The 23,218-nt window shown below is 48.8% G+C and carries 22 protein-coding genes; 3 read left to right on the top strand and 19 right to left on the bottom strand.

The window, feature by feature from the left end; all coding sequences use genetic code 11:
- Positions 1-22: 22 nt before the first annotated feature.
- Both SOI44_RS02685 and SOI44_RS02680 read right to left on the bottom strand, forming a co-directional pair.
- Positions 23-892: a deoxyribonuclease IV gene (locus tag SOI44_RS02685; protein ID WP_331347698.1), complete on the bottom strand. Its 870-nt coding sequence runs from the start codon at positions 890-892 to the stop codon at positions 23-25.
- A complete protein-coding gene (locus SOI44_RS02680; RefSeq protein WP_331347697.1) occupies positions 889-2,256 on the bottom strand; it encodes a DEAD/DEAH box helicase in 1,368 nt (455 codons plus the stop codon). The genes SOI44_RS02685 and SOI44_RS02680 overlap by 4 nt, the downstream gene beginning before the upstream one ends.
- A 53-nt stretch (positions 2,257-2,309) precedes the next feature.
- Between SOI44_RS02680 and ispH the strand changes: the two genes are divergently transcribed.
- Complete coding sequence (gene ispH, locus SOI44_RS02675; protein WP_331347696.1) at positions 2,310-3,212, top strand: 4-hydroxy-3-methylbut-2-enyl diphosphate reductase; 903 nt, start codon at positions 2,310-2,312, stop codon at positions 3,210-3,212.
- On the opposite strand, the gene SOI44_RS02670 is transcribed toward ispH, so the two are convergent.
- From SOI44_RS02670 to SOI44_RS02660, 3 genes are read right to left on the bottom strand one after another with little or no spacing between them, the layout of a single operon-like run.
- Positions 3,187-3,879, bottom strand: coding sequence for a pseudouridine synthase (locus SOI44_RS02670; RefSeq protein ID WP_331347695.1), 693 nt, complete (start codon positions 3,877-3,879; stop codon positions 3,187-3,189). The genes ispH and SOI44_RS02670 overlap by 26 nt on opposite strands.
- Positions 3,876-5,435 carry a hypothetical protein gene (locus SOI44_RS02665; RefSeq protein WP_331347694.1) on the bottom strand — a complete coding sequence of 520 codons (1,560 nt, stop codon included), beginning with the start codon at positions 5,433-5,435 and terminating at the stop codon, positions 3,876-3,878. Before SOI44_RS02665 ends, SOI44_RS02670 begins: the two co-directional genes overlap by 4 nt.
- A gap of 3 nt (positions 5,436-5,438) precedes the next feature.
- Positions 5,439-5,945, bottom strand: coding sequence for a hypothetical protein (locus tag SOI44_RS02660; protein ID WP_331347693.1), 507 nt, complete (start codon positions 5,943-5,945; stop codon positions 5,439-5,441).
- Positions 5,946-6,088: 143 nt separating this feature from the next.
- Between SOI44_RS02660 and murC the strand changes: the two genes are divergently transcribed.
- Complete coding sequence (gene murC, locus SOI44_RS02655) at positions 6,089-7,507, top strand: UDP-N-acetylmuramate--L-alanine ligase (RefSeq protein WP_331347692.1); 1,419 nt, start codon at positions 6,089-6,091, stop codon at positions 7,505-7,507.
- 67 nt (positions 7,508-7,574) lie between these two features.
- Here the strand turns inward: murC and tyrS are convergent, their stop codons facing one another.
- The 4 genes from tyrS to SOI44_RS02635 all read right to left on the bottom strand — a co-directional run bounded on the left by tyrS (position 7,575) and on the right by SOI44_RS02635 (position 11,127).
- Positions 7,575-8,822 carry a tyrosine--tRNA ligase gene (gene tyrS, locus SOI44_RS02650; RefSeq protein ID WP_331347691.1) on the bottom strand — a complete coding sequence of 416 codons (1,248 nt, stop codon included), beginning with the start codon at positions 8,820-8,822 and terminating at the stop codon, positions 7,575-7,577.
- Between the two features lie 259 nt (positions 8,823-9,081).
- Entirely contained in the window at positions 9,082-10,074 is a 993-nt protein-coding gene (locus tag SOI44_RS02645) for a LacI family DNA-binding transcriptional regulator (protein WP_331347690.1), read from the bottom strand.
- Positions 10,071-10,760, bottom strand: coding sequence for a hypothetical protein (locus SOI44_RS02640; protein ID WP_331347689.1), 690 nt, complete (start codon positions 10,758-10,760; stop codon positions 10,071-10,073). The genes SOI44_RS02645 and SOI44_RS02640 overlap by 4 nt, the downstream gene beginning before the upstream one ends.
- Positions 10,753-11,127 carry a hypothetical protein gene (locus SOI44_RS02635; protein WP_331347688.1) on the bottom strand — a complete coding sequence of 125 codons (375 nt, stop codon included), beginning with the start codon at positions 11,125-11,127 and terminating at the stop codon, positions 10,753-10,755. Before SOI44_RS02635 ends, SOI44_RS02640 begins: the two co-directional genes overlap by 8 nt.
- Positions 11,128-11,404: 277 nt before the next feature.
- Here SOI44_RS02635 and SOI44_RS02630 point away from each other — a divergent pair, with 277 nt between their 5' ends.
- Positions 11,405-12,703: an ISL3 family transposase gene (locus SOI44_RS02630; RefSeq protein ID WP_331347687.1), complete on the top strand. Its 1,299-nt coding sequence runs from the start codon at positions 11,405-11,407 to the stop codon at positions 12,701-12,703.
- Positions 12,704-12,897: 194 nt separating this feature from the next.
- Here the strand turns inward: SOI44_RS02630 and SOI44_RS02625 are convergent, their stop codons facing one another.
- From SOI44_RS02625 to fmt, 10 genes are all read right to left on the bottom strand, one after another.
- Complete coding sequence (locus tag SOI44_RS02625; protein WP_331347686.1) at positions 12,898-13,794, bottom strand: hypothetical protein; 897 nt, start codon at positions 13,792-13,794, stop codon at positions 12,898-12,900.
- An 84-nt stretch (positions 13,795-13,878) separates the two neighbouring features.
- A complete protein-coding gene (locus SOI44_RS02620) occupies positions 13,879-14,577 on the bottom strand; it encodes a hypothetical protein (protein ID WP_331347685.1) in 699 nt (232 codons plus the stop codon).
- A gap of 15 nt (positions 14,578-14,592) precedes the next feature.
- Positions 14,593-15,258 (bottom strand): tRNA (guanosine(46)-N7)-methyltransferase TrmB, encoded by a 666-nt coding sequence (gene trmB / locus SOI44_RS02615; RefSeq protein WP_331347684.1) that lies wholly within the window; start codon positions 15,256-15,258, stop codon positions 14,593-14,595.
- A 55-nt stretch (positions 15,259-15,313) separates the two neighbouring features.
- The gene (gene pnp, locus SOI44_RS02610; RefSeq protein WP_331347683.1) at positions 15,314-17,557 is read right to left on the bottom strand and encodes a polyribonucleotide nucleotidyltransferase; all 2,244 of its coding nucleotides are present in this window, start codon (positions 17,555-17,557) and stop codon (positions 15,314-15,316) included.
- A 150-nt stretch (positions 17,558-17,707) separates the two neighbouring features.
- Positions 17,708-18,361, bottom strand: coding sequence for a GIY-YIG nuclease family protein (locus tag SOI44_RS02605; RefSeq protein WP_331347682.1), 654 nt, complete (start codon positions 18,359-18,361; stop codon positions 17,708-17,710).
- Positions 18,362-18,404: 43 nt separating this feature from the next.
- On the bottom strand, positions 18,405-18,671 hold the full coding sequence (gene rpsO / locus SOI44_RS02600; RefSeq protein WP_331347681.1) for a 30S ribosomal protein S15: 267 nt from the start codon (positions 18,669-18,671) through the stop codon (positions 18,405-18,407).
- A 108-nt stretch (positions 18,672-18,779) separates the two neighbouring features.
- Positions 18,780-19,181 (bottom strand): hypothetical protein, encoded by a 402-nt coding sequence (locus SOI44_RS02595; RefSeq protein WP_331347680.1) that lies wholly within the window; start codon positions 19,179-19,181, stop codon positions 18,780-18,782.
- A gap of 1 nt (position 19,182) precedes the next feature.
- Positions 19,183-20,283, bottom strand: coding sequence for a radical SAM family heme chaperone HemW (hemW, locus tag SOI44_RS02590; protein WP_331347679.1), 1,101 nt, complete (start codon positions 20,281-20,283; stop codon positions 19,183-19,185).
- Positions 20,283-22,100, bottom strand: coding sequence for a translation elongation factor 4 (gene lepA / locus SOI44_RS02585; protein WP_442914576.1), 1,818 nt, complete (start codon positions 22,098-22,100; stop codon positions 20,283-20,285). Before lepA ends, hemW begins: the two co-directional genes overlap by 1 nt.
- Positions 22,097-23,038 (bottom strand): methionyl-tRNA formyltransferase, encoded by a 942-nt coding sequence (fmt, locus tag SOI44_RS02580; RefSeq protein WP_331347678.1) that lies wholly within the window; start codon positions 23,036-23,038, stop codon positions 22,097-22,099. The genes lepA and fmt overlap by 4 nt, the downstream gene beginning before the upstream one ends.
- Positions 23,039-23,218 lie beyond the last annotated feature (180 nt).

Genomic DNA, 23,218 nt, shown 5'->3' with positions numbered 1-23,218 from the left:
GCCTTTTCTTTTGGCTTTGGGATTATTCATTCTCTTTCTTCAGTGGCTCATATACGCCGCTGCGCAGCATGGCAATCTCCTGTTTATACGGAGGTTTCTTGTCAATGTAAGGTGTTTCCAGAATCTTGGCAATATGTTCTGTCCGCTTGTTTTCTGCCACTTTGTGCAGTGTCTCAAAGCCGATCTCTCCCATGCCGATATTGGCATGCCGGTCTTTTCTGGCTCCCTGTACGTTCTTGGAATCATTGAGATGAATGACATGCAGTTTATCAAGGCCGATCACATGGTCAAAGGCATCCAGAACATCATCAAAGTTTCTGACATCATAGCCGGCATCCCAGATATGGCATGTATCCAGACAGATGCCAAAATGTTCAGGATGAGACAGTTTTGACAGGATTTTAGCCAGCTGTTCAAACCGGAATCCGACTTCACTTCCCTTGCCGGCCATTGTCTCAAGACATACCGTCACATTGTCTGGATAATATTCAATCGCATCCAGCTGCTGAACAATTGTGGCAATGCCTGTTTCCAGATCTGTGGTTGTATAGGATCCCGGATGCAGGACAAGATACTTTGCACCGATTGCATCGGTGCGTTCCAGCTCCAGCTGCAGAAACTGCCTAGCAAGCTCCGCTACTTCCGGCTTGATACTGTTGGCAGGATTGATGATATACGGTGCATGCACAATCAGCCTTTCCATTGGCAGATGGTGTTCTTTCATCAGTGCCTGTGCCTGAGCGATATGAAGCGTATCAGCATCTTTGCGCACGGTATTCTGCGGTGCGCCGGTATAGACCATCATCGCATCGCATCCATAGCTCAATCCTTCTTTGACACTGCCTTCCAGATACAGCGGTGCCTTCATCTGCACATGACATCCCAGAATCATGCTTTCTCCTTATTTTTGGCAATCTGCCGTTCTTTATACATTGCCTTCTTTTCCTCACGGATCTTTGCCCGGATCAGATCTCTCTTCTGATGACGGTGAATCATCTCAATTTTCTTTGCCCGCTTCTTCTTATAGCCAGGCTTTACCTTCTGGCTCTTGCGGGTATAGATCATGGCAATCTTCTTTTCCAGCTCATCATCTAGCTTCATGCGGCGCTGTCCATAGGGATGCAGCTGCTGCCAGCTGTCATTGTGCCAGCGCATATGTGCAAAATGGATGCCCATCTTCATCAGAGAACGGATCGCCGCATCATCACTTTCATGATACAGCGTATAGCATGTGCCGCTGCTGCCAGCACGTCCGGTTCTGCCGGCTCTGTGCACATAGTATTCCAGATCCTGCGGCAGGCCGCAGGAAATGACATGGCTGACCATGTCAATGTCAATGCCTCTGGCCGCCAGATCTGTGCAGACAACATACTTATGCACGCCAAGTTCCAGACTCTTCATGGCCTGTTTGCGCTTGCGGCTGGTCATATCGCCATGCAGCTCGCCGACATCCACACCTGCATTGCGCAGGCTCTCTGCCACTTCCGCTGCCTCCTGTCTTGTATTGCAGAAAATCAGGCAGACATATGGCTGAAAGCCTGGCAGCATATTCAGGATTGTCTCGGCATAAGTATGATGATAGCAGGGCACCAGAACGTGCTTGACATTCGGGTTATAGCGCACATGATCGCCGATCTCGATGGTCAGCGGATGATGCATATACTTGCGGATAAACGGCTTGAGCTGATCCGGCATCGTTGCTGAAAAAGCCAGCATCTGCAGATGTTCTCCCATTCTGCCGGCAAAGGCATCCACATCATCCAGGAAGCCATATTCCAGCGTCATGTCAGCTTCATCCACAATCAGAATGCCCGCCTGGTCCAGGCGCAGATTTCCGCCATTGAGAAACAGGTCACGGATTCTGCCAGGGGTGCCAATGACAATATGGGGCTGCTCCTTTGCCAGCATCGCCTCATCTTTGGAGCGCTCACGGCCGCCGATCAGCAGCTTGATGCGCAAAGACGGCTCTACTTCACTCATGACCTTTGCCTTGTCAAAGATCTGGGCAGCCAGTTCACGGGTGGGCGCTGTGATCACTGCCTGAGGATGGTCAATGGAGGGATCGACCATCTCCATCAGCGGAATGAGATAGGCATGGGTCTTGCCGGTGCCGGTTTTTGACAGACCGATGACATCTTTTCCCCGCAGCATATTGCCGATGACTTCTGCCTGGATCGGCGTAGGCTCTGTGAAGCCGTTGCGCCGGATAAATTCTTTTGTTTTTTCCTTCAGGTTATATTCCTCAAATTTTTTCATATTCTCACCTATAATTGCATATGGAATTATAACGAAAAAGGTAGGAATGTCGAATGGAAATCATCAGTGTTGTCCCGCGTGGCTACTGCCAGGGGGTTGTCAGGGCAATCATGCTGGCAAAAGAAACCGTCAAAAAGTATCCTGATCAGAAAGTCACCATGCTTGGCATGATCGTACATAATCAGTATGTTGTGGATGCCTGCCGCAAAGCAGGAATTCAGTTTATCGAGGATCCGCTGAAGACACGGGAGCAGCTGCTGGATGAGATTGATGAAGGCGTCGTGATCTTCACGGCCCATGGCATCAGTGATGCTGTACGTGATAAAGCTGAAAAGAAAGGCCTGATCTGTGTGGATGCGACCTGCCCGGATGTAAAGAAGACCCATACCCTTGTCAAAGAACATGTCAGAAATGGTGATGTGATCTACATTGGCAAAAAGCATCATCCTGAGGCCGAGGGAACGGTATCGCTGTCACCGCGCATTCATCTTGTCACCAGCTGTGAGGATGTTGCCTCACTGCCTGATCTGCACAATGTACTGATTACCAACCAGACAACACTTTCTCTGCTGGATGCACAGAAGATCATCGCGGCATGCAAAAAGCGCTTTCCGGATGCTGTTGTTGCAGAGGAAATCTGCAATGCCACCCGTATCCGCCAGGAGGCTGTCATGGCGCTGAAAGATGTCGATCTGCTCATTGTAGTTGGTGATCCCCGTTCCAACAATTCCCGCATGCTGGCAGAAACAGGAAAGAAAGCTGGAATTGGGGATGCCCTGCTGCTTTCCAGTGCCCAGGAATTGAAGGAATCAATGATCCAGAATAAAAAGCGCATTGCGGTGACAAGCGGTTCCTCCACCCCCAATGCACTTACAAAACAGGTGATTGACTGTCTGAAAGCATATGCCGATACCGGCATTCTGCCCCATGTCAGTCCTGATCCTGAAGTCCTTTGATCTCTTCTTCTGTTAACGGACGGTACTGTCCTTCTTTCAGATCCGGATCCAGCACAAGATTTTTCATCCGGATTCTCTGCAGATACAGCACTTCATTATCCAAAGCAAGAAAGATCCGTTTTACTTCATGGAACTTTCCTTCCTGCAGAATGATATGTCCGCTTGTTTCATCGATCGGATGATAGATGGCAGGCAGAAAGAGATCTTCTCCTTCTTTGATGCCAGCTTTCATCGTTTCAATATCCTGTTGACTGACAGGATTTTTTACTTTGACAAAGTATTCTTTTTCCACGTGATGCTTTGGTGACAGCAGCTGATGGCCAAGCGGTCCATCATTTGTTAACAGCAGCAGCCCGGCCGTATCCTTATCCAGCCTGCCAACCGGATACACACCACGTACCTGCTGGTCAATCAGGTCCATGACCACCGGTTCACTGCCTTCGGTTGCGGTAATATAGCCAGCGGGTTTATTGAGCATCCAGTACACATATTTCTGATATACAACCGGATTGCCATCCAGCAGGATTTCACTGTCTTCTGCAATCTTTGTATCAGGATTACGGATGATCACACCATTGACCTGTACAAGTCCTGCCTTGATCATCTGTTTCACCTGACTGCGGGTGCCTTCTCCCATCGAGGCAAGTGCCTTATCAAGCCGGATCATTGCCGCTTCCTTCTTTTCGGAAACAGGCGCAGAACATCACCTGTCATATAATAGGCTGCTGCCCCCGCTGCCAGCATCAGGACAAACTGCTTGAGAATCCCGGTGTCAGCTGACCCAGCGTCAATGCCTGCCAGTGACAGCAGGTACATGGCACCATGCAGTGAAAGACAGCCTGCCAATGATTTTAACAATACAATGCCGGTATTGCGGTATTCAACCAGTGCTCTGGTGCGGATTCTGGCCAGAGAGAGAAAGACCAGAATGGCAAAGTACAGAATAGAAGAAAGCAGAATGCCTTTCATGCCCCACTTCTTCACCATGGGAAACAACAGTGCGTCCTTGATGATGAACGCAGTCAGCTGATAAGCGCCAAGCTGTTTCTGCAGCTGCAGTGCAGACAGCAGATGCATGCAGAGAATACCCATGCCAAACAAGATGGCAAAAGGCCCGCTCCATCTGAAAATCGAAGCCGCATATGCTGAATAAATGGATGGAAACAGTGCTTTGACAATGGCATCACTGTGCAGCAAAGCAAATGTGCCCAGCGGCATTGCGACAATCAGGAAAGACGCAAAGGCACGGTTGACATGCTGTTCAATGCGGTCACCGTCACCATTTTCAAAGGCTTCTTCAATCTGCGGCAGGCGTGTAAAGCAGTCATAGCATGATAGCAGCATCGGCAGTGCACACAGGACATATCCCTGCACAAAGATGATGCCCTGGGCTGCTTTGATATCAGCCGTGCTGATGCCATAATGAACCCCCACATAGCCTGATACAAACAGGTCAAACAGAATCCAGAGACTGCTGAGGATGACCTGGCTTAAATATGGCCGGCTGGCATGCAGAATCTGTTTCTGGATTCTGCTTTCATCCACAGGATTTGTGCGCATGCCTAGACCATTTGATCTGCGTATGTAATAGGCAAGCACGATTGCCGAAGCTAGTACACCGGCAAGGGCGTACATCATGATGGCATAGGAAGATGGCTTCTGCAGCTTTTTCACACACAGCCAGGCAAGTAAGATGGCACCTATTAGCCGCAGCCCCTGCTCCGCCAGTACCCCCCGCATATAGTCATTGTGGCGCTTCATGCCCTGATCTACACTGCGGAATCCTGCCAGCATGCCTTCACTGACAGCAAACAGAGCAAAGCAGCGCAGTACGGCAGTCATCGCAGAAATATCACTGCTGGCTGCTCCGCTACCTAAGATCCAGGTGGAAAGCGGTGTGGCAGCGATCATCAGCACAGATGCCAGAATGGCACCGATGACAAAGCCTGCAATGGCAGTATCATGAAAAACCGCCATGACATTTTTATATTTCTTCCGGCGGCTGTAATGAGAAATAATCATGGCGATGCCAAAAGGCACGCCGGCACAGGCCGCATCAAAGACAATCTGGTACATCACCATCACCGGGGCAAGCAGGGCACTGTCTGCCCCTGCCAGCATTGTGATCGGGATGATGATCACTATTTCAACAAACCTCTCCACCAGGCGGCAGACTGCACCGCCGGCAGAAAAGCCTGGTATTTGTTCCTTACGTTCACTCATTTTCTATGACTCCACATACTGCATTCCATCCAGGTTCACTGTTACCTGATGGTATTCCCGCTGGAGATTCTCTCCGTTTTTATCCTGCCATTCAACAAGCATCTTCAACGATACCTGGTCCGTGTCACTGCTGCCGCTGATGACCATTCCCTTGACAAAGCCATCATCTGCATTCACCTGATCAGGAATCAGGGAGTACGGCCCGTCAAAGATGCCTATACTTGGCATCATGGTGCTGGCATCTGCAAGCTGGGTATCATTGGCCACTGCAATCATGACCACATTGTACATGGCGATTCTCGGTGTATCCAGCACAATGTAATAGCTGTAAGCACCTTCGCTTACCTCTTCCATTTCAGCAGAGAGCGTATAATAGCGGGATGCCCCCGTAAAATGGATCTGGTCCATGACCGCCTGATAATACGTCTGGTAGTTTTTCAGCTTTGTTGAAGAAGCAGTGCTGCCGCATCCTGTCAGCAGAATCGCAGCAGCAAGCATTCCGTTAATCATGCTTTTTCTCATATCGTCCCTGTGATACTTCTTCATTATACCAATAATGATGGCTTCTGTATCTGTTGGAAGCAGATGTGGGAACTCTGCATTTTACAATCAATTCCGCTATAATAGCTCCGTACAAGGAAAGAAGGATCCATATGTATCAGATTGATTTCAAACATCCTGCAGCAAAACTTTACTTCTGCGGCGTCGGCGGTTCCTCCATGAGCGGTCTTGCTGGCATGATGAAACAGATAGGCTTTGATGTCTGGGGCAGCGATATTGCCAGGTCCCCTGCCCTGATTCAGGCAGAAAAGGACGGTGTCCATGTCATCATCGGCCAGAAGGCAGAGAATATCACCAGCGATATTGACTGTGCCATCTTCACAGCCGCCATTGCAAAAACAAATCCGGAATATCAGGCTGTGCTGAAACTCGGCATTCCGCATCTGACCAGAGCTGAGCTGCTTGGCCAGATCATGGCCCAGTTCCCTATGTCCATCGGCATTGCCGGCACCCATGGCAAGACAACGACAACTTCCTTTATTTCAGAGATTCTGCTGCGTGACGGCAAGGATCCTTCCATGCAGATCGGCGGCGTGCTCAACAGTGTGCACACTTCCTACCGGCTTGGCAGATCGGATGAATTTGTTGCCGAGGCATGTGAGTATACCAACAGTTTCCTGTCTTTGAAGCCGCGTATCGGCATCATTACCAACATTGAGGCAGATCATCTTGACTTCTTCAAGGATCTTGCGGATGTGCGCCACAGCTTCCGTCTGTTTGCCGAAAATATTCCTGCCGACGGCTGGCTGATCATCAATACCGAAATTCCTAACCTGGATGAAATCACCAATGGCCTTAAGTGCAAAGTCATCTACTTTGGTGATGATCATGAAAAGGCTGATTATTATGCCACTGACATTACGTACAATGAACTTGCCGAAGCAAGCTATACGCTGGTGCGCCGTCATGGGCAGAGCCAGAAGATTGTGCTGGAAGTACCGGGCAAGCAGTTTATCTGGGATTCTCTGGCGGCTGCGGCTGCCTGTGATCTGTGCGGTGTGAAGCCGGAAAGCATCACCGATGCCCTGCGTGCCTATAAAGGTGCCGGCCGCCGTTTCCAGTTCAAAGGCAAGATCAATGGCTGTCAGATTGTGGATGACTATGCCCACCATCCAACCGAAGTGGCTGTCACACTGGATGCGGCCCGTAAGATTCCTCATCACAGACTGATTGCCTGCTATCAGCCGCATACCTATTCCCGCACCAAGGCACTGATGGATGATATAGCCAAAGCACTGCATGAAGCTGATCTTGTTGTGCTGACGGAGATTTTCCCGGCAAGAGAGACGGATAACCTTGGTATTTCTTCACAAGATCTTGCAAAGAAGGTTGAGGCACTTGGCACACCATGCTATGTCTTCCATACTTTTGAAGAGATTGAAGAATGGGCAAGGAAGAACTGTGGTGAAAATGATCTGTTTGTCACCATGGGCGGCGGCGATGTCTACAAGATTGCAGACAATCTGACAAACTTCCAGTATGAATATCCGCAGGATGAGAAAAAGGCCTGAGAAAATTACAAGCAAAGCATTTAAAAAGCCATATCCACTTCCGTGTGGGTATGGCTTTTGATTTTGGTCAGAATTCCAGAACAAAGTAGTTCTTCTTGCCTTTGCGGATGATGGAGAAAGAACCATCATATGCGCAGTCACGGCACATTGCATAATTTGTGTCTGTGACCTTGTCGCCATTGACCTGAATGGATCCCTGCTGAATCAGGGTTCTGGCGTCACGCTTGGATTTGGAGATGCCGCTGGCAACAAGGGCATCTATCAGCAGCTGGCCGTCCTCAATATGGGCTTTCGGTGCATCCGCCAGTCCTTCACGCAGCTCTGCTGCCGAAAGATCCTTGATGGAGCCATGGAAGAAGGTCTCCGTGATCTTTTCTGCCTTGGCAAGGCCGTCTTTGCCATGGACGATCTCGGTCAATTCCTGGGCCAGGGCTTTCTGGCAGGCACGCTTTTCCGGTTCATTCTTCAGGCTTTCCGCAAGTGCTTCAATTTCTTCCGGTGTGCGCATGGACAGACGCTTGAGGTAATCCACAATATCAGCATCCGGTGTATTCAGCCAGAACTGGTAGAACTCATAGGCATTTGTTTTGGCCGGATCCAGCCAGATATTCTTGCCTTCCGATTTGCCAAACTTGGTGCCATCGCTCTTGGTAATCAACGGTGACGTAATGCCGAATACCTTTTCATCATCACCCAGCACCTTGCGGATCAGTTCAATGCCGCTGGTCAGGTTGCCCCACTGGTCGGAGCCGCCGATCTGCACATCGCAGTGATACAGCTTGTGCAGGTTCAGAAAGTCGATTGCCTGCAGGATCGTGTAGGTGAATTCAGTATAAGACAGACCGCTGTCCAGTCTCTTTTTGATCGTATCCTTCTGCAGCATGTAGGCAACGTTGAACAGTTTGCCATAGTCACGCAGGAAGTCGAGCAGACTCAGGCTGCCCAGCCAGTGATTGTTGTTTTCCATGATGGCGGCATTGTCACCGTCAAAGTCCAGGAACTTAGCCAGCTGGGTGCGGATGCATTCTGCATTGTGCAGCACTTCTTCATGGCTCAGCAGTTTTCTTTCTGTAGTCGGTCTTGGATCACCGATCATGCCGGTGAAGCCGCCGCAAAGGGCAATTGGTGTATGCCCAGCTTTCTGCCATCTGCGCAGCAGCAGGATCTGCTGCAGATGTCCGACATGCAGAGAGTCTGCGGTTGGATCAAAGCCACAGTAAATTGTGGCAGGACTTTCCAGACGCTTAACCAGTCCGTCCATGTCTGTGCAGTCTTTGACAAGACCACGCCATTTCAGTTCTTCAATAAAGTTCATATCGTTCTCCCTCTTCTTATGCAAATAAAAAGGCATCCTCATATCTAAGGACGCCTCTGCGCGGTACCACCTTAGTTCACTTGCGTGCACTCTAGCCGCTAACGCCGGCTTACGTCCGCAATTGCGGAGTGCTCCCGGGATGTAATTCACATCTGTTTCTGCATTCCTTGCACCATCCGGAATGTCTCTGATGTCAGTCTGACAGATGCCAGTAAGCCCGATCAATGCATGCCTACTGTATCACAGCAGGTTTTTGAATTCAATCCTTGGTTGTCTGACGCGGTGTGAACAGATAGCTCAGTTCCATCGCCTTGTCTGATTCATCTCCGCTCTGCAGCATCTTGGTCATAACCCGCATGGAGACTGCACCAAGGTCATAGCTTGGAATGGAAAATGAAGAAATGGCAGGACGCATCATGGCATTGTACTTAGTATCAATGACACAGACAATTTCCATGTCATCCGGTACGGAAATGCCATTTTCACGGGCAGCATTCAGTGCGGCCATTGCCTGCGAATCACGGTTGCCAATGACCAGGTCATACTTGTGGTCCTTGAACCAGTCAGACAGGAAGGCATAGCTTGTGCGGCTCTCCGGCGGAATCTTCAGGAAGTTGTCAAACTTTCTGCCTTTTGCCTCAAAGGCACGCTGGGCACCCTTGACCATCTGCGCACATGTATATGGATTCTTGCGGTCTTCAATGATGGCAATATCTTCCTTACCCTCTTCCAGATATTTGGCAGTGAGCTCATAGATTGCCTTTTCAATATCCACATAGACCGAAGCTACATTTTCACCCTTGACCTTGTTGCCAATGATGACAATCGGAATGTTGTACTTGGACAGCTCTTCCATCTCATCCATCTGCAGCTTAGTGTTATAGACAATGACACCATCCACACGGGACTTGATGATATCTTCAATCACATCATTGATATCCGTGATGCCTGCTGTGATTGTATGCAGCATGATATTGTAATTATAGATTTTGGCAACATCCAGCAGACCATTGATAATCTGGCCGGTATAGGTAAAGGAAGCTTCCGGAATCACCAGGCCAATAACGGTTGTTTTCTGCAGAGCCAGTCCCTGGGCAATGGCATTGGGCTTATAACCCAGTTTATCAATGGCTGCCTGCACACGCTCTTTGGTAGGCTCCTTGACGACATTGGAGCCATTGATGACACGGGAAACCGTGGCAAGGGAAACACCTGCTTCCTTGGCTACATCATAGATTGTGACCCGCTTCATTTGTCATCGCCTTCATTCTTGTGATCAAACAGTCCACGGAGTGCTTCGGCGCCTTTCTGGGCTGCATCCGCACTCTTGCGGCCAAATTCCTGTACCTGCGGATTGTTCATAAAACCTTCTACGGCTTTGGATACATGTTCTTTTGTATCATTCAGTGCTACACTAACTTTGCCTCCAGCATCTTTCAGCTGTGCCTTCTGATCATCGCTCAGCTTTGTATCCAGATAACTCTTTGTACCTTCTGCTGCCTGCTTCATGGCATCAGATGCCTTGGACAGTGCATCTGCAGCAGCATCTTTTGCCCCCTGCACATTCTGCTGTACCTTGGGATCTTTCTTCAGCTCATCCATCTTGTCCTGTGCTGCTTCCACAACCTTACGGGCATTTTCACGAATATAAGCAAGCGTCTTCTTCAGATCTTCCTGCGAATTCTTCTCGGCAGCTGCTTTCTTCGCTTCCTCAATGCTCTTGTTAACTGATTTCACTGTATTATCCCGGATCTCGGCAATCTTCTTCTTTGTTTCGGCAAACTGTGGAATGCTGGCTTCAGATTCCTCATCTTCTTCCTTTTCGTCAGAAGAGATTTCCATGATCTTTTTTTTCAGATCTTCAACTGTCTTTTCGATGTCTTCAATAGGCTCGCGGCTCTCATCCCGCTTTGTGCCATTACCCTTTTCTTCACTCATCGCTCTTCACCTGTTCTGTGCCTTCCTGTTCATTCTCTTCTTTCTTTCTGGCAGCGAAATCTTTTAAATTATTGAGGCTGTCATTTGTGAAATTCGTGACTTTTCCCAATGCCTGTTCAGCTTTGTCCTGCACTTTATCCACGGAATGAGAAAGCTTGACGACAGTATCCAGAGGTGCCTGAATCTTTTCCATACTGAGGTCTGCCTTGTCAATCGTTGACGACAGCTGCTTCAGCCGTTCCGTTCCGGTGTCTACCATCTGCCACAGCTTTTTGATGAAAATGCAGAGAAAGACCAGTGCTACCGCACCAAGGATCGGCAGCAGCTGTGTGCAGACATTCTGCAGGTCCATTAATAATGCGTCCATAAACAATTCCTCTCTTCTTCGTTTGATTATAAAACATTATGAAAAGTTTTACAATGTGAATGATAGCGCTTTACTCCTGCTAAAACAAGGAATTTGTAAAAGTATAGAAAAACCTGCAGACATAAATCTGAACTACTTACCAGCTGCTGTGTTTGTGGGTAGTCTACTTCAAAGTGTGTGGATGGCTTTATCAACACAGTTCGGTAAAGAATCAACTGATATCCAACTCTTATAATGGATTTGTACGGTCCGTTATCTTGAGGAGGATATTTTTTTCATGGATAACAAGAATATGGATCAATTGCTGGCAACGTTATTAAACCTGAAGGAGTCTGAAATCAAAGAGGTTCTTTCAACCACAGATCAGAATGGAAAGCATTGCTTTTATGTTTTTCTTGCCAGAAGTAAGAAAGCCTTCTGTGATCTCTGTGGTTCCTGCACTGATGTTGTGTCAAATGGTTATTACTGCAGAAAAGCGATTGTCAGTGATCAGGCTTTTGATGGCAGTGATGTCTTTCTGAAGGTACCGAGGTATGTATGCAGATCCTGTCATCATTCTTTCAGTGATGACAAGCATATGACTCCCAGAGGAAAGCAGATTTCTTATGATGTCATCATTAAGGTCATGGAAATTTTGAAAAGCCCTCATATGACCTTTAAAGAAGCGGCCAGACTGACTGGCATTTCAGAGTCTTCTGTCGTCAGAATCTTTGATGAACATTGCCATATCCCACGCTGTTCTTTTCCTGAAGCAGTATGCATTGATGAGATGTATGCACCGAACAGTGCGTATCATGAGAGCGACTATGTCTGTGTATTCTATGACTTCATGAGGCACACGATCATTGATGTTCTTCCCAGCAGAACGAAGAATTACCTGCATCATTATTTCCAGAACCTGCAGGGCTCAGATGAGCTTAACAACGTCAAGTATGTAGTAATGGACATGCATTATCCCTACAAACAGATTGCACAGCTGTATATGAAAAAGGCTGCCATCTGCGCTGACTCCTTCCACGTCGTCAAAGCGCTGAATGACAGCCTTTCCAAGCTGAGGATCCGTATCATGAAACGATATGATACAGACTCCAAAGAATATTATCTGTTAAAGAACTGGCGTTTTCTACTGTTCAAAAGGAACACCAATCTCGATAACAAAGGCAAATACAACAAGAAACTGGGTAAGTATGCCAACTACAGACAGATCCTTGACGATATGCTTTCGATCGATCCTGATCTGGATAAAGCATGGCACCTGAAAGAGCGCTATATGGAGTTCAATGTCAACGCCACCTATGAAGATGCCGAAGATCAGCTTGAAGAACTGATAAATGCCTTTATTCAGGCCAATATACCGAAGTATGAGCAATTCACCACAATGTTGTGCCATTGGAAGCAGGAAATCATCAATTCTTTCCAGGAATATCATGGCAGAAGGCTGAACAACAGCGTTGCAGAAAGCATCAATTCACAGATCTCGCAGCTGCTGCTTAACACTCGGGGCATCCGCAATGTAGAACGCAGACGCAAGCGTATTATGTATGCCATAAACAAGACAGGATTCATCTTAAAATAATTAAATAATGATTGACGGGCCGTACATAAAAGGGCATGCCATACTGCATTTCAAGCAGCACAACATGCCCTTTCAAATCCACACACTTTGGTAACAATCATCCACACAGTTTGGTGCCACCATCCTGTGTGTACACACTATCTGGTGCTATCCCTAAATCTGCAGGTAAATCTGTACAATATACAAGCAATGGCTTACTTGGTCAGGGGCTTCTTCAGGATCATGGTCTGATCCGGTTCTTCCTCTGGCTTTGCCGGTTTTTCATCCGGAACAGGATCATCCGGGAAATTCAGATCCGGGAACAGCGGTGCTGTATCTGACAGAGAATCATCATGGGCATCATACTGTTCATCGCGTACCTTGAGAATATCATCCAGCGAAAAATCCGGGATTTCCTCATCGGCTGTCGGATTGGCAGTAGCCACAGGCTCCTCTTTGCGGGCAGGTGCAGCCTTGGCCTGTGTTTCCGGCTTCTTAGCTACACGCGGTTCTGTTGAACCATAAATCGGTGAAATGACCGGTGTGATATTGCCATCATCCTCATCCTGATTGTCAGCCATAGCCTCAGCAGCCTTCTTGGCTGTATTCTTCAGGGCTGTCATATCTTTCTCATCGACACCAAAGATCGGTGAAATGACCGGCTGGAACTGATAAGCAGGCTTGGCAGGCTTCTTAGGCTTCTGTGTCTTAGGTACAGCCGGCTTGACGGTTCTCTGGCGGACAGGCTGGCGGTAATCTGTATCATCTGCCGTTATGCCAAGCGTAGAAGGCTTCTTCTCCTCACGCGGCGGCATCTGCGGGAATACCGGCTGTGCAGGCTTGCTGTTCTGTACCGGAATATCCTGTGTCACATCAATCCGGCTGACCCGCGGCGCTGTATGAACAGGCTGTTCCATTGCGGGCTGTACGGAGGGCGCTTCCCTTCTTTCCTGAACCGGCTTGCCAGAATCAACTCTTCTGGGCTGCGCTGCCACCGGTTTCACTGCGGAAGGTTTGACAGGCGCCGCACTGACCGTTTCTTCCTCATCCTCATCATCGAGATAATCGTCATCATCATCTTCGAATAAGAGATTCTGCAGTTTCTTAAGCATAACTTCATCCTTTCTTACATACGTTACTATTCTATGCTATTTTTTGAATCTTGTTAAGATTCCTTGCATATTTGCTTTATTGCATCACTCCGCCGGAGCAACACTTGCCTGGGCATCCGCATTGGTCTGACCGCCCTTTTTCAACAGGTCGGCAACCGTACCGTTCACTGGTGCCAGATTCTCAAACAGAGCTGTCCTGCTTTTTTGGTATACAGTATCGCTGCGGTTGGCGAAATCATCAATCACATGGCTTTCAGAGACACTGACACTGCGGCCGATCCGCAGCATAGCATTGCTTACATTGATGGCGGCAGGCAGGCTGCTTATGGATGTAAATACCATATGCCCTACGCTCACTCTGGTCAGATACCTTGAATCCACCTGATAAATACGGATGGCATAGCTGTATTCCCCGGATGTGGCATTGGCACAGACACCATCATCCTTCAATACCGGTGTCAACGATGCCAGCGGATCATCATCGCTCTTTGTATCCTGCTGATAATAGAGATCCTGCAGAATACCGGAGGTATCCAGGCTCATGGAGAACCGGGTTCCTTCATAGTCAAACAGCACAGACAGATCATCTGCCTGCAGTCTGCCGACACTGCGCGGCAATTGATAGCTGTAATAGTATTTGATGCAGGGATCTGTGGATGTCAGCGGTACAGCCAGGGCATCCGCAATCCGTTCATTCAGAAGATTCTGATATGACTTCTCTTTGCTGCAGCCGCCCATCAGCACTGTGCACAGGCATAAGATACAGCCGATTTTCTTCTTCATGAACAGCCTCCGTCACTATTTTAGCATATCGCCTGCCGGCTTGCATGGACGTGCTGTCAGTTGATAAATCGGCTGGCCAAGATCCATGAACTTCTGCTCATATTCTGTAATGGCATCTTCCGGATGTGGATTGCGGCGGAAATCCACGGAAAAATCCATGAACACATAGCCGGCATTGACAAAGCAGATCACACTGTCCTCAAACAGATCCTTGTTATCCGTCTTCATGGCAATATAGCCATTCTCCCCCAGCAGTTTCCGATAGGTATCCAGAAAGGCCGGTGCCGACAGGCGGCGCTTGTGGGTGCGTTTGCGCGGCCAGGGATCGGAGAAGTTCAGATGAATCACATCAATTTCCCCCGGTGCAAACCATTTTTCAATCTCTTCGGCAGCCCCGACAATCATGCACCGGTTGCCGGGCTGCATCTCATCTTCCAGCTGTTTGCGCACGGCAACCGCAGCCGCATTGCGGTCCTTTTCAATACCGACCCAGGCATCATCCGGATTGGCATTGCTCATGGCGAGCAGATAGCCGCCTTTGCCAGAGCCGATCTCAACATGCAGCTTCTGCCCATGCAGCTTTTCTTTCCATTTTCCTTTATTTTCTTCCGGATTTTCCAAGGCATAGTCCGTATGGGCCTCCAGATATGGCTCGGCCCACTTTTTCTTTCTCATTCTCATGGTATATCAGTTTCCTCATCTTTCAAAAAAGAAGGCAGGTGCCTTCTTTTCTGGATTATTCACTCTTTCTGCGGAAAACACGCTTCTCCACATTGCCGCCTTCATGTTCACGCTCATGATCGCGGTCATGGCGGCGGTCACGGTCACCGCGGGCACCATGCTGCGGACGCAGCGGCTTCTTCTCCACATAGCCTTCCGGCTTTTCGAGCAGCTCACGGGCAGATACCTTGACCTTACCGGCATCATCAATCGAGATGACCTTGACCTTGATCGTATCGCCGACATGCAGTGCCTGCTGAATATCATCGGTTCTTGTCCAGCTGAGCTCAGATACATGCAGCAGAGCATCTGTACCCGGGAACAGGTTGACAAAGGCAAAGCTTGGTCTGACTTCTGCAACCGTTGCATCATACACTTCACCGACATGGGCTTCACGGATCAGATCTTTGATCATGCCCATGGCCTTGTCGATCATTTCCTGAGATGTATGGTACAGAACAACATTGCCGTCATCGTCAATGTCGATCTTGATATCATCGCAGGCTGCAATAATCTTGTCGATCTGCTCACCGCCCTTGCCGATGACAATGCGGATCTTGTCCGTCGGAATCGTCATTCTGCCAAACTTCGGTGCATACTTGGATACATGGTCACGCGGTGCAGAGATGGCGGTTTCCATATTATCGAGAATCTGCATTCTGCCCTTATGTGCCTGGGCCAGTGCCTCCGCCAGGATCTTTTCTGAGATACCGGTCACCTTGATATCCATCTGCAGAGCCGTAATGCCCTTGCGGGTGCCGGCAACCTTGAAGTCCATATCGCCATAATGGTCTTCCATACCCTGAATATCAGTCAGGATGGAATACGTATCACCAACCGTAATCAGCCCCATGGCAACACCAGCTACCATTGCCTTGATCGGTACACCGGCTGCCATCAAAGACATGGTGCCGGCACAGATGGATGCCTGGGAAGAAGAACCGTTGGATTCCAGTACTTCAGCACAGGTACGGATTGCATATGGGAATTCTTCAACTGACGGCAGTACCTGGCGCAGGGCTCTTTCACCAAGAGCGCCATGGCCGATTTCACGTCTGCCCGGAGAACCCATGCGGCCGACTTCACCTACCGAGAACGGCGGGAAGTTGTACTGGTGCATGAATCTCTTTTCCTTGATCGGGGTCAGATCTTCAATGGTCTGAGCATCGGACAGCGGGCCAAGGGTTGTGATGGACATAACCTGGGTTTCACCACGGGTGAACATAGCGGAGCCATGGGCACGCGGCAATAGATCGACCTGGGAATCCAGAGGACGCAGCTCATCCAGTGCTCTGCCATCCGGTCTGATCTTATCTTCAGAAATCAGACGGCGCACTTCCTGGGCTTCTACTTCCACGCCATATTCATGGGCCTGCTTGACGGCCTTGTCACGGGCTTTTTCATCCGGCCATTCCATATTGCCGATATCATCTGCCATTTCATCGATGATTTCATCAATGGTATGGTAGCGTTCCAGCTTGCTCTTGATGGAGACGGCTTCCCGGATGCGCTGGGCACCATGGGTATCAATATAATCTTTGACAAGTGGATCGATCTGATACAGAACGACTTCCATTTTTTCCTTGGCACAGGCAGCGATGACTTCTTCCTCAATCGCACACAGTTCCTTGATGGCTTCGTGTCCCACCATCAGAGCCTTGAGCATATCCTCTTCGGATACTTCCTTGGCACCGGCTTCCACCATGTTGATGGCCTGCTTTGTACCAGCAACGGTCAGATCAATCTCAGCCTGTTCCATCTGTTCCACGCTCGGGTTGATGATGTAATCATCACCGATCTTGGCTACCTTGACACCGGCAACCGGACCATTGAACGGGATATCCGAAACACACAGTGCCAGAGAAGATCCAAACAGGCTTGCCATTTCATTGGAGCAGTCCGGATCATTGGAGAGAACGGTATTGACAATCTGTACTTCGTTGCGGAATCCTTCTGCAAACAGAGGACGGATCGGACGGTCAATCAGTCTTGCCGTCAGTGTGCCATGCTCAGTAGGTCTGCCCTCACGGCGCAGAAAGCCGCCCGGGATTTCACCATTGGCATACATCTTTTCCTGATAAACAACGGTCAGTGGGAAAAAATCTGTGTCTTTGGCCACGGAGGAAGCAGTGGCTGTAGACAGCACAACTGTGTCTCCATAGCGGATCAAGACGGAGCCGCCTGCCTGTTTGGCAATCTCTCCGTTTTCCACAGTCAGTGTGTGGCCATGGAAGTCCCAACTTCTTTTGTACTTTTCCATTTTGAATGCAATCTTCTCTTTCTTTTAACAATCTCTTAATTTATCAACTGTTTTATCATAGCACATGGAAAAGATGATAGGAAATATCAAATGGGAAGAACCGCAGGCATAGAAAAAAGCCCCGCAGGGCTTTTGTTCTTTTCCGGTTCCTCAGATCTCTGTCTTCCAGAGTCCGTGCAGGTTGCAGAACTCATAGACGGCCTTGACAGGCTCATCTGTGTACAGCTCTGTGCGCGGCTTTTCACCCGGGTTGAGCTTGACAACCCGGAAACCATTCTCACTCTGCAGAACAATGAACTCAATGTAATGTTCCGGCAGCATCGGATGGTCGACAGAACCAACGTTGACGATGACTTTGCCATCTTCGCGGACAACAACCGGTACATGCTTTTCAGCAGCGCCATCGGTTGTGTTCGCCTTCAGCAGCTCCATCTCTTCGCCGCAGCATACCGGCACACAGCCGGAAGCATGTGTCTCGATGACAATCTTTCCGCATTTGCGGCAGCGGTAAATCTTTAATTCTTCCATGATCTTTTCTCCTTTGTTTTCAGCCTCATATGCGGCAATGAGTGCCTGTTTTTCTTTGTGGCTCAATTGTTTCAAACGCCACTCTTCTCTCATTGCCTCTCTACGGGAATCATAGCATTTTGCATATGCAATTGCCAGAGGATGATGGCTGTGAGTATATTTTGCGCCTTTTCCCTGACAATGTCGCCTGAAACGCCCGGAAAGATCATTTGTCCAGCCTGTGTAATAGCTGCCATCTTCACACAGCAGAATATAAACCCAGTTTTTCTCACACATAAAGAAAAACTGACAGGAAAACTGACAGTTTCATCAGCCGATATTACTTACGCAGACCGAGCTTCTTAACGAGTTCTCTGTAACGGTTGACATCCGTTTTCTTGAGATACTCAAGCATGTTTCTTCTGCGGCCAACCATCATCATCAGACCACGGTTGGAAGCATAGTCCTTCTTGTTGGCCTTCATGTGCTCAGTCAGGCGCTTGATCTGCTCTGTCAGCAGAGCAATCTGTACTTCAGCAGAACCTGTATCGCCTTCCTTGCGGCCATACTCTTTGACAATCTGTGCTACGACTTCTTTTTCCAGCATTTTATTTTCCTCTTTCTTTCTGTCATTCCAGTCCAGCTCTGCGCTGAGGATGCGCCAGATCCAGCCTGAAATCTGCTTTATGTTACCACACCAAAGCTTTCAAGGCAATCAGTTTGCCAGCCCTTTGACCAGATTGTAGAAACCGACCCTGATGGTTGGTGAAAAGATCATCACGATCTGGAACACAATCCAGATAACATTCAGGATGATGCAGATGAGCGGCAGAATGATGCCTCTCCAGCCATAGTCCTTGTTTTTCTGCATGCCGATCCAGCACAGGATGATGGCCGGAATCGAAATCAGGCCATATACGCCAAGCAGTAAGGATACCAGGGTCAAAAGACCGCCGATGGACGAAAACATCGCGGCTTTGAAAGTTTCTTTGGTTTCATTCCTTCTGGCCATGGCAGCCTGTCTTTTCTTCTCTTCTTCTGCTTTTTCTCTTTGCTGTTCAAGAGCACGTTCACTTACCTTGTGCACCTTGTTGTTTTTCTTCATTCCACTTGCCATATCATTCTTCCTCCGGCATCAGCTCTTCCAATACGGTATTGCATATTTCATATCCTTTTTCACTGCAGCGCACATAGCCATCCTTTTCTTCCAGCCATCCCCTTTTAATCAATGCTTCTGTTTTCAAGCCATAGTCTTCTTCATAGGCATGATGGAAACGGCGCTGATAAGCAGAAAGATCCAGTCCCTGTTTCAGCCGCAGCGACATCATGATCATCTCAAACTGCGCATCCTGCCGGCTTAGAGGAATCTCATGTCTCTGCAGGGGATTCTGCAGATAGCGCATCAGATTTTTCTCATTGTCATAGCGCAGCAGTCCTTCTTTCCCACTGGCTCCACAGGAAATGCCATAGAAATCATCATAGTGCCAGTAAGCCAGATTATGCTTTGATTCACAGCCATCCAGGCAGAAATTGGAGATTTCATACTGCCTGTAGCCATAACGGGGAAGCTCACGGCAGATATATTCGTACATATCCGCTTCCGTATCCTCATCCAGCGGCGTAATGCCCTTTCTGCCAAAGACGGTATTCTTTTCAATCGTTAAAGAATACAAAGAAAGATGCGTCGGCTGCAACCCAATGGCTTTGGCAATGGAATCCTGCAGATCTGCCATTGTCTGTTGCGGCAGTGAATACATCAGATCCAGGGAGATGTTATGGATGCCTGCCTGCTTCAGAATGGATACAGCGTTCTTTGTATCCGCAAAGGTATGACGGCGGCCGATGGCGGTCAGCAGTCTGTCATCTGCACTCTGCATGCCCATGGAAACACGGTTGATGCCATGTTTGACCAGCAGCGCTGCCTTTTCTGCTGTCACAGATTCAGGATTGCATTCCAGCGTATATTCCTGCACGTATCTTCGATAAGGATCCAGCATCTGCAGCAGTGTTTCCAGCTCATCTGCATCCAGACAGCCTGGTGTACCGCCGCCCACATAGATCGTTTTCAGCTTTGGATTGATCGCTGTATGATGCAGCTGAAAAGCAAGTGCATCCAGCCATTTTCTGACCAGATCCTTCTGGTATACCACATGGGCAAAATCACAGTAATAGCAGATAGAAGTACAGAATGGCACATGCACATAGAGTGACTCAGCCATTATTTTTTACCATTGTCATCATCGACGGACAGAACAGCCATGAAGGCTTCCTGGGGAATGACAACCGAACCGACGGCTTTCATTCTCTTTTTGCCTTCCTTCTGTTTCTCCAGCAGTTTCTTCTTACGGGAGATATCACCGCCATAGCACTTGGCCAGAACGTTCTTGCGCAGTGACTTGATATTGGTGCGGGCAATGATCTTGCCGCCGATGGCAGCCTGCACCGGGATTTCAAACTGCTGCTTGGGAATCAGATCCTTCAGTTTTCTGGTAATCAAAGAGCCGCGGTTATAGGCATCATCGCGGTGGACAATGACACTCAGGGCATCAACCATTTCCCCATTGAGCAGGATGTCCATACGGACCAGGTCCTCTTTCCGGTAGCCGATGATTTCATAATCCAGAGAAGCATAGCCTCTTGAGCAGGATTTCAGCTTGTCAAAGAAATCAAAGATGATTTCAGACAGCGGCAGTTCATAGATCAAAGTGTTGCGGCCGGCATCAATGACATCCATGCTCTTATAGATGCCGCGCTTATGCTGGCAAAGATCCATGACCCCACCGATATAGGCATCCGGCACCATGATTTCTGCCCTGACAAAAGGCTCCTCGATATGGTCAATGCGGGTGGCATCCGGCATTCTGGCCGGGTTGTCTACTTCCACCATACTGCCATCAGAAAGATAGCAGTGATAGATGACAGAGGGTGCCGTGGCAATCAAGGCCAGATTGTATTCCCGTTCCAGGCGTTCCTGGACAACATCCATGTGCAATAGACCCAGAAAGCCGACCCGGAAGCCAAATCCAAGCGCCTGAGATGTTTCAGGTTCATACTGCAGGGATGCATCATTGAGCTGCAGCTTATCCAGTGCCTCATGCAGGTCTTCATACTTGGCGGCATCACTTGGATACAGGCCGCAATATACCATCGGGTTCATCTTCTTATAACCAGCCAGCGGCTGTGCGGCCGGATTATCGGCATCGGTGACGGTATCACCGACACGGACATCATGGATATCCTTGATGCTTGCGGCAAACCAGCCGACATCACCGCAGACAAGAGTATGTACCGGCACTTCTTTTGGATTGCGGATACCGGCTTCCACGACTTCATACTCGCCGCCGGTTGCCATGAAGCGGATATGATCGCCAACGGACAGCTGTCCTTCCCGGATTCTGACCAGAGCAATGACACCGCGGTAAGGATCATAGAAGGAATCAAAGACAAGAGCCTGCAGAGGCTTGTCTGGTGAGCCGGATGGTGCCGGGATCTTGGCTACGATCTGTTCCAGGACATCTTCCACATGCAGGCCGGTCTTGGCTGAAATCTCCGGGGCATCAGAGCAGTCCAGGCCGATGATGTTTTCAATTTCACGCTTGGTTTCTTCCGGTCTGGCATTGTTCATATCTACCTTGTTGATAACCGGAATGACTTCCAGATCATTGTCCATAGCAAGATACGTATTGGCAAGGGTCTGTGCCTGTACACCCTGGGTGGCATCCACGACAAGGACTGCGCCTTCACAGGCTGCCAGAGACCTTGATACTTCATAGCTGAAATCGACATGGCCTGGTGTATCAATCAGATTGAACAGGTAGGTTTCATGGTTTTTTGCCGTGTAGGAAAGCTGGACGGCATTGAGCTTGATGGTAATGCCGCGTTCCCGTTCCAGATCCATGTCATCCAGGATCTGTGCTTTCATGTCGCGCTCCTTGACCGTATCTGTCATTTCCAGGATGCGGTCAGCAAGTGTACTTTTGCCATGGTCAATATGGGCAATAATACAGAAATTTCTGATATGTGACTGATCAATCATGCATCGAATCTCTTTCCTGTCAATTCACGCGCATAGCCATTAGCAAAGGCATCTGCGCTCATCCGTTTGCGGCCTTCCATCTGCAGTTCATAAATATGGATGATGCCGCCCTCTGCCGCCACCAGCATGGCATGGTTCACAAAGCCAAGCACGGTGCCAGGTTCTGCTGACACTTCCTTTTTCTCTTTGCCGGCCGCAAAGATCCGCACCCGTTTTCCTTCAATGCGGCCATAGGGAATCGGCCAGTCAATCAAAGCACGGATATGGTTATACAGGGCATCAATTGATTCAGTGCGGAAATGCACTTCTTCCATCTCGGGCGGGATATTGGTGCAGTAGGTTGCCTGACTGTCATCCTGCGGTGTGCCCGGCAGCTTTCCTTCCAGATAAGCAGGCAGGTCTTCTTTGACCATCTGAATCGATGTTTCCAGCAGCTTCTTTTCCAGCTGGGCTTCGGTTTCATCCGGACCGATCGGAACCGTAACCTGGGCATATACCCTGCCGGCATCCATGGCCTTGACCATTTCCATCAAAGAAACACCGGTTTCTGTGTCGCCATTGAAAATCGGGAAATGCATTGGTGCTCCGCCTCTGTATTTTGGCAGAAGCGAAGGATGAATATTCAAGCAGCCAAGCCGCGGCGCTTTCAGAATTGTTTCCGGGACCATCTGGCCATAGGAACAGGTCAGAATGAGATCGGGCTTTGTATCGAGTACCTGCTGATATTCTTTGCGCAGAGACTGCGGCTGCAGGCAGAGTATGCCATGGGCATCGCAATAGGCATGAACCGGTGTCGGCTTCAGGACATGGTGGCGTCCGGAAGGACGGTCCGGCTGGGAAACAGCAGCCACAACATTGTATGATTCATTTACCAGTGTTTCCAGAATGCCGAGTGAGAAATCAGATGTACCGAAGAACACTATTCTTTCGTTAAACATGAGCATGTCCTCCTTTGTCCCGCCAATTATACTAAATTTGTCATTAAAGCACATCTTATTCACAAAATGTTACAGTTCACGGCTTAACCGTTAAGCAATAAATTTGAATTCAAGCACTGGATTCCGGTGCTTGTTTTTTTGACTTAAACATAGTCTCTATAAATTTACAAATATTAGCTA

It is taken from the genome of Lactimicrobium sp. (assembly GCF_036453465.1).
Taxonomy (GTDB): Bacteria; Bacillota_I; Bacilli_A; order Erysipelotrichales; family Erysipelotrichaceae; genus Bulleidia.
This window is presented reverse-complemented; position numbering and strand designations above follow the sequence as displayed.